We start from the raw sequence: 14,655 nt of genomic DNA, 5'->3' as shown, positions 1-14,655 counted from the left end.
GCGGCCGGCCGCGTCAGCGCACCGGGCGCACTGGCACGTTCCAGATGTCCTTGGCGTATTCGGAAATGGTCCGGTCGGAGGAGAACCAGCCCATATTGGCGGTGTTGATGGCACTCGACGTCCACCATGCCGCCCGGTTGTTCCAGCGCGCGTCCACCTTGCGCTGGGCGTCCCAATAGGCGTCGAAGTCCGTCGTCACCAGGAAGTAGTCGTGGTAGCGCAGCGCGTCGACCAGCGGCTTGAAGCGGTCCGGCTCGTCCGGGGAGAACACGCCGGAGCCGACCGCGTCCAGCACCTCGCCGAGATGCTGCGAATTGCGGATCGAGCCCGCCTCGTCGATGCCGGCGGCGCGGCGCTGCTCCACCTCCTCGGCGGTGAGGCCGAAGATGAAGATGTTGTCGTCGCCGACATGCTGTTTGATCTCGACATTGGCGCCGTCGAGCGTGCCGATGGTGAGCGCACCGTTCAGCGCCATCTTCATGTTGCCGGTGCCGGAGGCTTCCATGCCGGCGGTGGAGATCTGCTCGGACAGGTCCGCCGCCGGGATCACCACCTCGGCGAGCGAGACATTGTAGTTCGGCAGGAACACGACCTTCAGCAGGTCCTTCACCGTCGGGTCGTCATTGACCACCTTGGCCACGTCATTGGCGAGCTTGATGACCAGCTTGGCCATCTGGTAGCTCGCCGCCGCCTTGCCGGAGAAGATCTTGACCCGCGGCGCCCAATTGCGCGCCGGATTGGCGCGCATTGCGTCATAGAGCGCGATGGTCTCCAGCACGTTCAGGAGCTGGCGCTTATATTCGTGGATGCGCTTGATCTGCACGTCGAACAGCGCGCCGGGGTTCACCTTGATGTCCAGCCGGTCGCGGATCAGCCGGGCCAGCGCCACCTTGTTCTGCCGCCGCACCGCCATCAGCCGGTCGTGCAGCGAGGAATCCCCGGCGAGCGCTTCCAGCTTCTTCAGCTGCGTCGCGTCGTCCAGCACCGCCGGCCCGCACACATCCACCAGCAGGTTGGTGAGGCCCGGATTGGCCTGGTAGAGCCAGCGGCGGAAGGTGATGCCGTTGGTCTTGTTGTTCATCCGCTCGGGGAAGAGGCGGTAGAAATCCTTGAACACCGTCGTCGTCATCAGGTCGCTGTGCAGCGCCGCGACGCCATTGATCGAGTGCGAGCCGAGGAAGGCGAGATTGCCCATGCGCACGCGCCGGCCATGGTCTTCCTGGATCAGCGACACCGAGCCGAGCAGCGCGTCGTCGCCGGGGAACTCGGTGCGCACCCGCTCCAGATGCTTGGCGTTGAGCAGGTAGATGATCTGCATGTGGCGCGGCAGCACCCGCTCCATCAGCGGCACCGGCCAGGTTTCCAGCGCCTCCGGCAGCAGGGTGTGGTTGGTGTAGGAGATGGTCCGCACCGTGATGTCGAACGCTTCGTCGAATTCGATGTCGTTCTCGTCGATCAGCACCCGCATCAGCTCCGCCACCGCGATGGCGGGGTGGGTGTCGTTGAGCTGGATCGCCACCTTGTCGGGCAGCGAGCGCACATCGCCGAAGCTGTCGACATGGCGGCGGATCAGGTCGTGCAACGAGGCGGCGGTGAAGAAATATTCCTGCCGCAGCCGCAGCTCCTGCCCCGCCGGCGTGGCGTCGGAGGGGTAGAGCACCTTGGAGATCGCCTCGGCCTTCACCTGGTTCACCAGCGCGCCGACATGGTCGCCCTGGTTGAAGGCGTCGAGCCGGATCGGATCGGCCGCGCGGGCCGACCACAGGCGCAGCGTGTTCACATGCCGCCCGCGCCAGCCGACGATGGGCGTGTCATAGGCGACCGCCTCCACCGTCTCGGCGGGATGCCAGACCTGCTTCTTGCGGTCGCCGCCCATGGCCACGGACTCCACCGAGCCGCCGAAGCCGATGTCGTAATAGACCTCCGGCCGCTCGAATTCCCAGGGGTTGCCGAAGGACAGCCAGTCCTCGGGATATTCCTGCTGCCAGCCATTCTTGATCATCTGGCGGAACAGGCCGTTCTCGTAGCGGATGCCATAGCCATAGGCGGCGATGGAGAGTGTCGCCATGCTGTCCATGAAACAGGCGGCGAGCCGGCCGAGGCCGCCATTGCCCAGCGCCGCGTCCGGCTCCACCTGGCGCAGCCGGTCGAGATCGACACCGAGATCGCCCAGCGCCGAGCGCGCCGTCTCCAGCATCTCGATATTGGTCAGCGCGTCGAACAGCAGCCGGCCGATGAGGAATTCCAGCGAGAGATAGTAAACCCGTTTGCGCCCTTCCGAATAGGTCTGGCGGGTGGAGGTGATCCAGCGGTCGACGATGCGGTCGCGGGTGGCGAAGGCGGTGGCGAGAAACCAGTCGCGGTCGCTCGCGGCGGCGGGGTTCTTGCCCACCGCATAGGTGAGCTTCGAGATCACCGCGGCACGGAACTTGGCGACCTCGTCGCCCTGCGCGGAAAGGGTGCGGGCGGGTGTCTCCGGCGTGTCCAGCATCTTCTCTTCGACCTCGACTGACATGTGCAGCTTGTGCTCCCCTTGCGGTCACTCCCCGCGAAACGGGAAGCGGCCGCTCATCTCACCCCTGCCGGATGCAACCTTTTGGCCAACTCAGCCGGCGCGGGGTTCCCTCTGAAACGCGGCCAGGGCGAGCACCAGCCATCCGAGGATGAGCATAGTACCGCCGATCGGCGCGGCCATAGGAAAAACAACGATGTCCCACAGCGCGCGCAGCGCCAGCGCCCCGCTGAACAGCACCGTGCCCAGCGCGATGATACCGGCGCCGACACTGGCGAAGGACCAGCCCGGACCGCGCAGCGCGGCCAGGGCGCAGCCTCCCACCACCGCGCTGGCGCCCAGCATGAGGAAGGTGGCGGCCGTGGTCAAATTCGGGGCGGCGTTCACATGCGCGCCGGCCGCCGCCGCAGCCACCCCGGCCGCGCCCATCAGGCCGGCGACAAAAACGAGGAAACGGCGAAAGGCGTTCATGGGTCGGCTCCGCTTGACTGGCCGTCCGTGGCGATGACGTGGAAGAAGGTTCCCGAAACGCGCCCCCGGCGGCTTCCTGAAGGACCCATTTCCTTACCCTGTCCATCGCTCAGCGCGACCAGCGGCGCATCGTCGCCGGCTTGTGTGACGCTGGCATAATGGAACTCGTGGCCGCGCAGCCTTGTCCCCGCCGGCCCCAGCGCCGAAGCGTCGAGCGTCACCGCGCGGCGATAGCCGAGATTGAGCCGGCGGCGGGCGAAGCTGGTGGCGTGGCCGAGCAGGCCGAGCATCGGGTGGCTCCGGCCCTCCGCGTCCTCGATCGCCTCGCCCAGCACCATGAAGCCCCCGCATTCGCCGTGCACCGGCCGGGTTCGGGCAAAGGCCCGCACCCCATCGAGAAAGCGGAAGGCTTGCGCGAGCCTTTCCCCATGCAGTTCGGGGTAGCCGCCGGGCAGCCAACAGGCATCGGCATGGTCGGCGGGCGCCTCATCGGCGAGCGGGGAAAAGGGCAGGATTTCCGCCCCCGCCCGGCGCCAGCCGGCCATCAGATGCTCATAGGCGAAGGAAAAGGCGACATCGCGCGCCAGGGCGATGCGCTGGCCGGGCGGAGCCAGCGCCACCGGCGCCGGGCCGGCCGGGGTCACCGGCGCCCCCAGCGCGCAGAGCGTAGCAAGGTCGATGTGCTTTTCCGCCCGTTCCGCCAGCGCCGCCAATTGCGCCGCGAGCGCGGGGTGCTCCTCCGCCTGCACGAGGCCGAGATGGCGCTCCGGCAGCCGCACCGCCCCGTCGCGCGGCAGGCTGCCGAGAATGGGGAGGCCGAGCGCTTCGATGGCCGTGCTGGCCTGCGTCCGGTGCCGCTCGCTCGCCACCTGGTTGAGGATCACCCCGGCGATGCGCACGCGCGGGTCATGGCCGGCAAAGCCGCGCACCACGGCGGCGGCCGATTGCGACTGGCCGGAAATGTCGAGCACCAGCACGACAGGCAGGCCGAGCCGGGCGGCGAGGTCCGCCGCCGCGCCGCTGCGCCCGGCCTCGCCCTCGATGCCGTCGAATAGCCCCATCGAGGCTTCGATGATGACGGTATCGGCCGCCTCTGCCACCTCCGCCGCCAGCGCGTCGATGAGGGCGGGCGGCATGGCGAAACTGTCGAGGTTGAGCCCCGGCCGCCCGGTGGCGGCGGCGTGGAAGGCGGGGTCGATATAGTCCGGCCCGGACTTCGCCACCCGTACCCGCACGCCGCGCGCCCGCAGCGCCGCCGCCACGCCGAGCGTCACCGTGGTCTTGCCCGAACCGGAGCGCGGCGCGGCGATGATGAAGGCGCGGGCGGTCATGCGGCGGCTCCGGGGAGTTCGCGGCTGCCCCCTCTCCCCGACGGGGAGAGGGATGGGGTGAGGGGCAGTCGAGCGCGGCAACTCAGGCACCCCTCACCGTCCCGCTGCGCGGGCCACCTCTCCCCGACGGGGAGAGGCAAAGGCAAGCCGCGCCCCCTCATTCCCGCCCCCGGAAGCGGCGCTGATAGGCGGCGTCATAGAGCGCGCTCTCGCGGAAATCCTCCGGCGCCAGCGCCTTACCCACCATGATGAGCGCGGTGCGCTCCACCGGCGCCGCTGCCACCTGCGCGACGATATCGCCCAGCGTGCCCCGGATCACCCGCTCGCGCGGCCGGCTCGCCTCCACCACCACGGCGACGGGGCACACCGCGCCATAGAGCGGGGTCAGTTCCGCCACCACCTCACCCAGCGCGTGAATGGCGAGATGGATGGCGAGCGTCGCCCCGGTCGCGCCAAAGGCCGCCAGTGTCTCGCCTGCCGGCATCGCCGAAGCGCGGCCGGAAACGCGGGTGATGACCAGGCTCTGCGCCAGCCCCGGCACGGTGAATTCGCGCCCCAGCACCGCGCTCGCCGCCGCGAAGGCCGGCACGCCGGGGGTGAGCGTGTAGGGAATGGCGTGTTTCTCCAGCCGCCGAATCTGCTCCGCCACCGCCGAATAGATCGAGAGGTCGCCCGACTGCAGCCGCGCCACATCCTGCCCCAACGCCTGCGCCGCGACGAACTCCGCCTCGATCTCGTCGAGCGACAGCGGCGCGGTATCAACGATGCGCGCGCCCGCCGGGCACCAGGCCAGCACCTCCGGCGGCACGATGGAGCCGGCATAGAGGCACACCGGACAGCGGGCGATGAGGTCGCGCCCGCGCAGCGTCATCAGGTCGGCCGCGCCCGGCCCGGCGCCGATGAAATGCACGGTCACGGTGCTTCTCCCTTCTCCGCCTCGCGCGCGAAGGCGCAGGTCACCGGCCCCAGCACGAAGCGCGGCCCGATCAGCGTCGAGCGCCGCCCGGCCACGGCCAGTGCCGAGGCTTCCGCCACCGAGGGCACGCCCATCAGCGCCACGACCCGGTCGGAATGGCTCATCGCCCGCGTGCCCGCCGCTTCCAGCTGGCGCTGCGGCACCATGACCAGCAACAGGCCGAGATCGAGCGCCGCCTTGATGATGCCGGCCTCGCTGCCCTTCGCCGCCGGGGTCGCCATCAGCGAGATGTCGCACAGCTTCACGCCGTGGCGCTCCATCGCCCCGCGCACAGCCGCGCACACCTCCTCCGAGGTGACGCCGCGCCGGCTGCCGACTCCGGCGACGATCACGGCGCGCCCCCCGGCTTCACCCAGCTCCATTGCGTCACCGGCATCGCCGGCCGCCAGCCGGTGAGCCCACCCACCGGCACGGCGCGGGCGACGGAGAGGCGCGTGAGGTCTCCCCCCAGCGCCGCATGGCGGGCGATGAGCAGCGCCTCGGTCTCCAGCGTCACCGCATTGGCGACCAGCCGCCCACCGGGCTTGAGCGCGGCCAGCGCGGCGTCCATCACGCCTTCATCGCCCGCGCCACCGCCGAGGAAAATCGCGGCCGGCGCCGGCAGGCCGGAAAGCGCCTCGGGCGCACGCCCCTCGACGATCTCCAGTCCGGGCACGCCGAGCGCGGCCGCATTGCGCCGCGCCCGCGCCGCCCGCTCCGGGTGCTCCTCGATGCCGATGGCGGCGAGCGAGGGGTCGGCCAGCATCCATTCAATGCCGACCGAACCGGCGCCGGCGCCGATGTCCCACAGAAGTTCCCCCCGGCGGGGCGCGAGGGCGGAAAGCGTCACCGCGCGGATCTCGCGCTTGGTCAATTGCCCGTCATGTTCGAACAGCGCGTCCGGCAGGCCCGGCGCCCGGGCAATGATGCGCGCGCCCTCCCCCGCGGCCACCTCGATGGCGAGCACGTTCAGCGCGTCGATATCATCGAGCGCGAAGCCCTCGGCCCGAGCGCGGCGCACAAGCTCGCGCGGGCCGCCCAGCGCTTCCAGCACGGTGAGATGGGAGCCGCCAAAGCCGCCTTCCGCCAGCAGGCGCGCGATCTCGCCCGGCCCGGCGCCGTCCGAGGTCAACACCAGCAGCCGCCGACCGGGGTAAAGATGCGCCCGCACCAGATCGAGCGAGCGGCCATGCACGGTAAGACAGGTCACCTCCGCCAGCGGCCAGCCGAGCCGGGCGCAGGCGAGGCTATAGGCGGACGGCGCGGGAAACACCCGCATCTCCTCCGCCGGCACATGCCGCGCCAGCGTGGCGCCGACACCGTGCAGGAACGGGTCGCCGGAAGCCAGCACGCAGACCCGCCGCCCGCGTAGCGCCAGCACCGCCTCGATGCCGCGCGCGAACGGGCTCGGCCAGGCCCGCGCCTCGCCCTTCACCGCATCGCCGGCCAGCGCCAGATGCCGCGCCCCGCCGAACACGATTTCCGCCGCCTCCACCGCCGCCCGCGCGGCGGGGGAAAGGCCATCGAGCCCATCCTCGCCGATGCCGACAAGGGTGAGCCAGCGGTCGTCAGCGGTTGACGCGGCGGAGGCGATGGTTTCACGGTCGGGCATGAACGCATCCGATAAGAGCCGGGAGGCCGGCGTCCCGCGCCTGCTCATCCTCGGCGGCACCAATGAGGCCCGCGACCTCGCGGCACGGCTCGCCGCGCGCGGGGGATTCGCGGTGAGCCTGTCGCTGGCCGGGCGCACGCGCAACCCGCTGCCTGTGGAGGCCCCCACCCGCTCCGGCGGCTTCGGTGGCGTGGAGGGTCTCGAAGCCTATCTGAAAACCGAGGGCATCGACGCGGTGATCGACGCCACCCATCCCTTCGCCGCCACCATGTCGCACAACGCCGCTGAGGCCGCCCGCCGCGCCGGCGTGCCGCTCATCGCCCTGCTGCGCCCCGCATGGCAGCGGCAGCCCGGCGATCTCTGGACGCAGGCCACGGACATTGCCGAAGCGGTGGAAAAGCTCGGCCCCGCCCCGCGCCGGGTGCTGGTGGCGCTCGGCCGCAATGAGGTGCGCGCGCTGGAGGCCGCGCCGCAGCACGCCTATCTCGTGCGCAGCATCGACCCCGTCGACCCGCCGCTCGCCCTGCCGCAGGCGCGCTATATCGAGGCGCGCGGGCCGTTCCCCGAGGCGGACGAGCACGCGCTGCTCAAAACCCACCGCATCGACGCCCTCCTGTCCAAGAACAGCGGCGGGGAGGCGACCTATGGCAAGATCAAAGCCGCCCGCGCGCTCGGCATCGAGGTGATCATGGTCACCCGCCCGCCCCGGCCCGAGGTCGAGACGGTCGACAGCGTGGACGGGGTGTTGGACTGGCTGGAGACACTCAGCCGAACCTCCTAGCCCTCTCCCCGTCGGGGAGAGGGTTGGGTGAGGGGCGCCTGCGGGCAAGGGCCGGCCCTCCCCCTCACCCCGACACTCTCCCCGACGGGGCGAGGGAGTGACGGCCACCGCCCGCATCACTCCTCCCCGGCGCGGCGCGGCGTGTAGACCAGCGCCGGCAGGCCGGGGCGTTCCACCAGCCGCGTCTCCGGCGAACCGACGATGATGCAGGTCGCCATGTCGGCCATGTGCCCGCGCGCATGGCCGAGCGGCACCACCCGCATCCGCTCGTCCGGCCGCCCCACCGCCCGGCCGAAAATGACCGGCACGCTCGCCGGCAGCTCGGCGCGCAGAATCTCGAAAGCGGTGTCGAGCTGGTGCGGGCGGGCTTTCGACACCGGGTTGTAGAACGCCATGGCGAACCCCGCCTGCGCCGCGAGGCGCAGCCGCTTCTCGATCACCTCCCAGGGCTTCAGATTGTCCGAGAGCGAGATGGCGCAGAAATCATGCCCCAGCGGCGCGCCGCACTTCGCCGCCACCGCCAGCATGGCGGTGATGCCGGGCACGATGGCGAGATCGAGCGCCCGCCATTCCGCCGGCCCGGCCTCGATCGCCTCGATCACCGCCGCCGCCATGGCGAACACACCGGGATCGCCGCCCGAGACCATCGCCACCGTGGCGCCGGCGGCGGCATGGGCCAGCGCCGCGCCGGCGCGCACCAGTTCCTCGCGATTGTCGGAGGGGTGGCGCGTCTGCCCCTCGCGCACCGGTACGCGGGCGAGATAGGGTTCGTAGCCATAAAGCGCCTCGGCGGCGCTGAGCGCCGCGCTCGCCTCCGGGGTGAGGAAGCGCGCCTCGCCGGGGCCGAGGCCGATGACGAACAATCTGCCCTTGCTCATGCCCTCGTCTCCCAGCCTGGCACCAGCACGATGGCGAAATAGGGCGCCGGGGCATCCCCGCGCGTCTCCAGCCTTTCGCACAGGCTGCCCGTCATCGTCCCGCGCTCGACATAGAGCGCCCGCTCCAGCCGCCCGGCAATGGCCAGCGCCCGGCGGATCTTCGGCAAATTGCGCCCCACCTTCATGATAACCGCCGCATCGGTGCCTTTGAGCCGGCGCGCCAGTTCGTCCTCGGCAAGCGTGCCCGGCAGAATGCTCAGCACATCGTCGCCCTGGGCGATCGGGGTGCCCGCCTGCGACCAGCAGCCGGACATGCCGGTGACGCCGGCGATGACCTCGGTCGGATAACGATGCGCCAGCCGCACATGCAGATGCATGTAGGAGCCGTAGAACATCGGATCGCCCTCGGAGAGCACCGCCACGGTGCGCCCGGCCGCGAGATGCGCCGCCACCGCTTCCGCCGCCGCCTCGTAAAACCCCGTGATCGCCGTGCGATAGGGCGCCTCGTCCTTCGGCATTTCCGTGGTCACGGGGTAGCCGAGCGGCAGTTCCTCCGCCCCGGCGCGGAAATGCGGATGGGCGATGGCGCGGGCATGGCTGGCATTGCCGAGCTTGGCGAAATAGGCGACCACATCCGCCGCGCCGAGCGCCCGCACCGCCTTCAGCGTGATGAGGTCCGGGTCGCCCGGCCCGACGCCGACGCCGATCAGCCGCCCCTGCGCGATCTCGCTCATAGGCCCGGCCTCGCCAGTGCGTTCACCGCCGCCGCCGCCATGGCGCTACCCCCGAGCCTTCCGCGCACCACCAGCCACGGCACGCCATGCTCGCCCAGCGCCAGCGCGTCCTTGGATTCCGCCGCGCCGACAAAGCCGACCGGGATACCCAGAATCGCCGCCGGCTTCGGCGCGCCGGCGTCGAGCATTTCCAGGAGGCGGAACAAGGCGGTCGGGGCGTTGCCGATGGCGATCACCGCGCCTTCCATCCTGTCGCGCCACAGCTCCAGCGCGGCGGCCGAGCGGGTGGTGCCGAGCCGCTCGGCGAGAGCGGGCACCTCAGGATCGCGCAATGTGCAGATCACCTCGTTCTGCGCCGGCAGCCGGGCGCGGGTGACGCCATGCGCCACCATCTGCGCGTCGCACAGGATGGGCGCGCCGGCCTTGAGCGCGTTGCGGGCGGCCCGCACCAGATCGGGGGCGAAATCGATGGCGAAGGCGGCTTCCACTAGCCCGCAGGCATGGATCATCCGCACCGCCACATCCGCCTCCTCGGGCGTGAAGCGGCCGAGCTCGGCCTCCTCGCGGATGATGGCGAAGGAGCGCTCATAGATCGCATTGCCGTCGCGCTCATAGTCGAACGGGGTGGACACTCAGGCCAGATCCTTCTCAATCGTCTCGCGCAGGCGCGCGGGAGGCACGATGCGGGCGGGCACGTCGCGCGGCGTGCCTTCGACCACGAGACCCGCCCCTTCGTCCAGCCCCACAATGGTCAGCGCCGCTTTTGCCGGGTGCGCGCAGCCCTTCGGACAGCCCGACACATGGAGATCGCGCCCACCCAGCAGCGGCACCAGCGTCGCCGCGAGTTCATGGGTGTCGAGCCGCGCGGAGGCGCAGGCCGGGCGCCCGGCGCAGGCGAAGACACGCCGGCGCGGGTCGCCGGCATCGGTGAGGAAACCGAGCCCCGCCGCTATCGCGCGCAGGGTTTCCGCCGCCTCGGGCGTGAGCCCGACCAACAGCAGCGCCCGCCCGGCTGCGGGCTCGACCTCGGTCACGCCCGCCCGACGCGCGGCGTCGATCAGATTCGCCAGCGCCGCCGCCCGGACCTGACCGAAGGCGAGGCCGATTCCGAGCGCAACGCTTCCGTCGCTGAGCGCGTGCAGACCCACCGGGTCGAAACCCTCCCCCGGTGCGGCGACGGGCGAGGCGAGGCCATAGGCGGCGCGCAGGCTCTCGATCCCCTCCGCCGCCACAAGTTCCGCCATCCGCGCCGTCGGGCCGCACGCCGCCAACCGCTGCAGCAGCGCGACCACCACCGCCGCCGCCCGCGCCTGTTCCATCACGCCGAACGGCGTGCCGGCGAGCGTGAGGGAAAGCCCCCCCTCCGCCGCGCTCACCGCGATATCCGCCTTCAGCCCGCCGAGCCGGAACAGCCCGCCGCCATCCACCACCACGGAGGCCTTCGGCGCCAGATGCGGCACCAGCGGGGCGGCGCGCTCGGAGATCGCCCGCGCCAGCGGGCGCGGGTCGAACCGCCCCTCGGGGTCGCGCCCCGCCAGCGCGCTCACTTCCACCGGAAAGCCCTGTGGCACGTCGATGCCGAGCGCCGCCACCGCCTCGGGAAGACCCGGCACGGTGGCCGGCGTCAGCCCGCGCAATTGCAGCTTGCCGCGCGCCGTCACCTCAAGGATGCCATTGCCGCGTTCCGCCGCCAGAAGCGCCAGCCCGGCGAGCTGGTCCAGCGTCAGTGGTGCCAGAGGCTGCAGCCGCGCCAGCAGCCCGTCGCCGGTTTGCATCGGTTCCGGCAGGCTCGGGCAGGCGCCCCGGCGCATGGAGAGCGCGCTCATTCCGCCGCCTCCCCGGCAAGCTGCGCGAGCCCGGCGCCGACATCGTTGCGGCGCGGGTGCCAAAGGCCCTTGTCGCGCGCGCCGTCGAACCGGGCGGCGATGAAGCGCGCCGCCTCGGGCGAGGCGTCCATCAGGAAGGCGCGCATGCCGGCATCGTCGACATAGGCGCCGTGCAGCGCGTCGATCAGATGGCCGGGCACGGCCCGCGTCGCCTCGGCGAAGCCGATCAGCCGGTCCACCGTCTCCGCCATTTCCGCCGCCCCACGCGGGCCGTGCCGCTTCAGCCCGTCGAGATAGCGCGGGTTCACCCGCCCGCGCACGATCCGCGCCAGCGCCGCCGCCAAAGGGCGGGCCTGCGGCCGGGCGGGATCGGAGGTGTCGAGCACCACGAGGTCCGGTGCGCGGCCGAGCTTTTCCGCCGCCGCCGCGAAACCGCCGATAAAGGCGAGATCGGCATCGCCTTCCAAGAGGTCGCGGCCGGGATCGTCGGCGCCATGCACCAGCATATCCGCCGCCGCCACCCGCGCGGCGAAATCGCCTGTCGCCCGGCCCGCGCCTTCCGCCCCGCCATAGGCATGCGAGGCGCTGGCGAGATAGGCGTCGGCCAGCGCGTCGCGCTCCATTCCGTCGGCGCGGCGTTCCAGCCCGGCGCCATAGGCCCCCGGCGCGGTGCCGAAAATGCGCGCCGCCCCCTCGCCCGCCGCGCGCAGCGGGTTTTCCTCCTCGCTCTCCTCGCGCCGCGCCACCGCCCGCAGCGCGGCATCGAGAAGCGCGATCTGCGCCGGGAACAGGTCGCGGAATAGCCCCGATATGCGAAAGGTGACATCGACGCGCGGGCGCCCCAGCACCGCCGGCGGCAGAACCTCGATGCCGGTGACCCGGCCCGAACCCGGGTCCCACACCGGCCTTGCGCCGATCAGCGCCAGGCCCTGCGCGATCTCCTCGCCGCCGGTGCGCAGCGTCGCGCTGCCCCAGAGGTCGAGCACGAGCGAACGCGGCCAGTCGCCATGCGCCTGCGCATAGGCGCGCACGATCTCCTCTGCCGCCAGCCGGCCGAGATCCATGGCGGTGGGCGTCGGCAGAGCGCGGGGGTCGCTGGTGAACAGGTTGCGCCCGGTCGGCATCACGTCGGTCCGCCCACGCCCCGGCGCGCCGGCCGGGCCGGCGGACACCCGGCGGGCGTCCAGCGCCGCCAGCAGCCCGTCGCGCTCGGCCTCCCCGCAGGGGCCACGGCCATAGACATGGAAACCGTCCTTCAGCCGCATCTCCTTGATGTCGCAGAGAAAGGCGTCGATCTGTCTGAGGGCCTCCTCCGGGTCGGCGCCCGTGTCCAGCCCGGCGTCGCGGGCAAAGCCGGTGCGCGTCGCCTCCTCCACGATCAGCCGGGCGAGGCGTTCGCGGCGGCGGCGGTCGAGCCCGTCGGCCTCGGCATATTCATCCACCAGCCGCTCCAGGCTAGCGGCGTCGTCCGCGAGGCCGGCCTCCTGCGTCGGCGGCGGCAGATGGCCGAGCGTCACCGCCGCGATCCGCCGCTTGGCCTGCGCCGCCTCGCCGGGGTTGGAGACAATGAACGGGTAGGCCACCGGCAGGGCGCCGAGCACGATTTCGGGGAAGCAGGCGCGGGTCAGCGCCACATGCTTGCCGGGCAGCCATTCCAGCGTGCCATGCGCGCCCATATGCACGAGAGCGTCGGCGGTCTGCTGCAGCAACAGGCCGAAGGCGATGAGCCCGTGGCGCGGCGGCAGGGCGGGATCGTGATACTGCGCCCGCCGGTCCGCCGCATCGCCGCGCTCCGGCGCCAGCGCCACGGTGACATGGCCGAAGCGCGCAGCGCGGAAGCGGAAGGCCCCGTCGATCAACTCCGGGTCGTCTTCCGGCGCTCCCCAGGCGGCCTCGACCGCCGCCACCGCCTCGGACGGCAGCGTGGCGAGATGGGCGCGGTAGGCGGCGAGGGAGAGGACGGCGTCGTGCCCCGCAAAGCCCTCTCCCCGGCGGGGAGAGGGTTGGGTGAGGGGTAGAACGGGGGCAGAGGGAAAAGCACCCCTCACCCCATCCCTCTCCCCCGCGGGGAGAGGGGGCGACCCGCCCCTCACCGCCGCCACTAGCGCCGTCTCATCGCGAGGCTCGTCTTCCACCCGGTAGCCGGCGGCCTTCAAATCGGCCAGCAGCGCCCGCACGCTCGCCGGCACGTCGAGCCCCACTGCCCAGCCAGTGCGGCCGGGAGCGCCGGCGTAGTCCGGCATCAGCACGGCGACGCGGCGCGCGCCGCGCGGGGTCTGGCGCAGCCGCACCAGGCGAGAGACGCGCTCTGCCACCTGCGCCACACGGTCGGGCACCGGCGCGTTCACCAGCGCGGCGAAGCCGGGCACGGCGTCCATCTCCTGCGGCGCCTTGAAGGAGAGCGCCCCCGCCAGCACCCGCCCGTCGAGTTCGGGCAGCACCACATGCATGGCGAGATCGGCGCTGGTCAGCCCGCGCACGCCCTCCGTCCAGCCGGTGCGGCTGGTGGTGCCGATGACCGCTTGCAGCACCGGCACGCCGGGCGCGTCCAGCACTGTCGCCTCGCCGGGATCGGCGGCGGCGAAGGCGGTCAGGGTCAGGATCGCGGCCGGGTCCATACCCGCCAGCGCATCGCGCAGGAAGCCGATGGAGACTGGCTCCTTCAGGCTGGCGACGAAGATCGGGCGCGGATCGAGCCCGCGCGCGATCAGCGCCGCACACAGGGCCTCCACCGGCGCGGTATCGCCCGCCAGCGCCATGGAGCGGTAGAAGATGATCGGGATGGCGGCGGCAGAAGCCCCCTCACCCCGACCCTCTCCCCGAGGGGGAGAGGGGGAAGAAAACGGCGGTGGGAAGCCGGCCAAAGCCCTCTCCCCGCCGGTGAGAGGGTTGGGTGAGGGGGACGCCCCGCCCCACGCATAAAACCCGGCCAGCGGCAGGTTCTGCGCCGCGGACGGCGGGGGCATCGCCCGCCCCGCATAAGTGGCAAGCAGCCGCAGCAGCGCGGCCATATTGCCCGGCCCGCCGGCGCGGAAATAGCCGAGCAGTGTGGCGAGCTCCGCCTCGCTCAGGGTGGAGGCCTCGGCAAGGCGGGGATCGTCGCGGTCCTCGCCCGGCAGCACGGCGAGGTGAAAGCCCCGTGCCCGCGCCTCGGCGCTGAGCCGGTCGACGCCGTAGCGCCACCAGTCGAGCCCGCCGAGCAGCCGCACCACCACGATGCGGGCATGGATCGCCACCTTGTCGATCCAGAGGTCGACCGACATCGGGTGGCGCAGATCGCGCAGATTGGCGAGGCGCAGGCTCGGCAGGTCCTCGCCCCGCTCTTCCTCCCGCGCCTGCGCCCGCGCCATGGCGGTGGCGAGCGCGCCGAGATCGCTGTCGGCAAAGGACACCACCACCACCTCGCCCGGCGTCTGGCCGAGATCGACCGGCTCGACGAGATCGTCGAGGCTGGAGGAGCTGGTGGCGAGAATGTGCATGGGAAGGCGGGTCTCCTGAAATCGTCATCCCGGCCGACACGCAGCGCCGGGCCGGGATCGGTTGCCGTTCATTCCG

12 protein-coding genes are annotated in these 14,655 nt (G+C 71.9%); 1 reads left to right on the top strand and 11 read right to left on the bottom strand.

Going from position 1 to position 14,655, the window contains the following annotated elements:
* Nucleotides 1–13: 13 nt before the first annotated feature.
* The 6 genes from K9D25_RS12215 to cbiE form a co-directional block, all read right to left on the bottom strand.
* On the bottom strand, nucleotides 14–2,515 hold the full coding sequence (locus K9D25_RS12215; protein ID WP_244375498.1) for a glycogen/starch/alpha-glucan phosphorylase: 2,502 nt from the start codon (nucleotides 2,513–2,515) through the stop codon (nucleotides 14–16).
* A gap of 90 nt (nucleotides 2,516–2,605) precedes the next feature.
* Nucleotides 2,606–2,983, bottom strand: a complete 378-nt coding sequence (locus K9D25_RS12210; protein ID WP_244375496.1) for a DUF423 domain-containing protein — start codon at nucleotides 2,981–2,983, stop codon at nucleotides 2,606–2,608.
* Complete coding sequence (locus K9D25_RS12205; protein WP_244375494.1) at nucleotides 2,980–4,314, bottom strand: cobyrinate a,c-diamide synthase; 1,335 nt, start codon at nucleotides 4,312–4,314, stop codon at nucleotides 2,980–2,982. The genes K9D25_RS12210 and K9D25_RS12205 overlap by 4 nt, the downstream gene beginning before the upstream one ends.
* Nucleotides 4,315–4,471: 157 nt before the next feature.
* Nucleotides 4,472–5,230 carry a precorrin-4 C(11)-methyltransferase gene (gene cobM / locus K9D25_RS12200; protein ID WP_244375493.1) on the bottom strand — a complete coding sequence of 253 codons (759 nt, stop codon included), beginning with the start codon at nucleotides 5,228–5,230 and terminating at the stop codon, nucleotides 4,472–4,474.
* The gene (locus K9D25_RS12195; RefSeq protein WP_244375491.1) at nucleotides 5,227–5,622 is read right to left on the bottom strand and encodes a cobalamin biosynthesis protein; all 396 of its coding nucleotides are present in this window, start codon (nucleotides 5,620–5,622) and stop codon (nucleotides 5,227–5,229) included. Before K9D25_RS12195 ends, cobM begins: the two co-directional genes overlap by 4 nt.
* A complete protein-coding gene (gene cbiE, locus K9D25_RS12190; RefSeq protein ID WP_244375489.1) occupies nucleotides 5,619–6,881 on the bottom strand; it encodes a precorrin-6y C5,15-methyltransferase (decarboxylating) subunit CbiE in 1,263 nt (420 codons plus the stop codon). Before cbiE ends, K9D25_RS12195 begins: the two co-directional genes overlap by 4 nt.
* On the opposite strand from cbiE, the gene K9D25_RS12185 reads away from it, so the two are divergent.
* A complete protein-coding gene (locus tag K9D25_RS12185; RefSeq protein ID WP_244375487.1) occupies nucleotides 6,880–7,662 on the top strand; it encodes a cobalt-precorrin-6A reductase in 783 nt (260 codons plus the stop codon). The genes cbiE and K9D25_RS12185 overlap by 2 nt on opposite strands.
* A 116-nt stretch (nucleotides 7,663–7,778) precedes the next feature.
* Here the strand turns inward: K9D25_RS12185 and K9D25_RS12180 are convergent, their stop codons facing one another.
* The 5 genes from K9D25_RS12180 to cobN are packed head-to-tail and all read right to left on the bottom strand — an operon-like array spanning nucleotide 7,779 to nucleotide 14,579.
* Nucleotides 7,779–8,540, bottom strand: a complete 762-nt coding sequence (locus tag K9D25_RS12180; protein WP_244375485.1) for a precorrin-3B C(17)-methyltransferase — start codon at nucleotides 8,538–8,540, stop codon at nucleotides 7,779–7,781.
* Nucleotides 8,537–9,274 carry a precorrin-2 C(20)-methyltransferase gene (locus K9D25_RS12175; protein ID WP_244375483.1) on the bottom strand — a complete coding sequence of 246 codons (738 nt, stop codon included), beginning with the start codon at nucleotides 9,272–9,274 and terminating at the stop codon, nucleotides 8,537–8,539. Before K9D25_RS12175 ends, K9D25_RS12180 begins: the two co-directional genes overlap by 4 nt.
* Nucleotides 9,271–9,906, bottom strand: a complete 636-nt coding sequence (locus K9D25_RS12170) for a precorrin-8X methylmutase (protein ID WP_244375481.1) — start codon at nucleotides 9,904–9,906, stop codon at nucleotides 9,271–9,273. Before K9D25_RS12170 ends, K9D25_RS12175 begins: the two co-directional genes overlap by 4 nt.
* Nucleotides 9,907–11,100: a precorrin-3B synthase gene (cobG, locus tag K9D25_RS12165; protein WP_244375480.1), complete on the bottom strand. Its 1,194-nt coding sequence runs from the start codon at nucleotides 11,098–11,100 to the stop codon at nucleotides 9,907–9,909.
* Complete coding sequence (gene cobN, locus K9D25_RS12160) at nucleotides 11,097–14,579, bottom strand: cobaltochelatase subunit CobN (protein WP_244375479.1); 3,483 nt, start codon at nucleotides 14,577–14,579, stop codon at nucleotides 11,097–11,099. The genes cobG and cobN overlap by 4 nt, the downstream gene beginning before the upstream one ends.
* Nucleotides 14,580–14,655 lie beyond the last annotated feature (76 nt).

Origin of the sequence: Ancylobacter polymorphus (assembly GCF_022836935.1) — a bacterium.
Classification (GTDB): domain Bacteria; phylum Pseudomonadota; class Alphaproteobacteria; order Rhizobiales; family Xanthobacteraceae; genus Ancylobacter; species Ancylobacter polymorphus_A.
The sequence above is the reverse complement of the archived record's forward strand: the minus strand, read 5'-3'. Positions and strand labels throughout refer to the sequence as shown.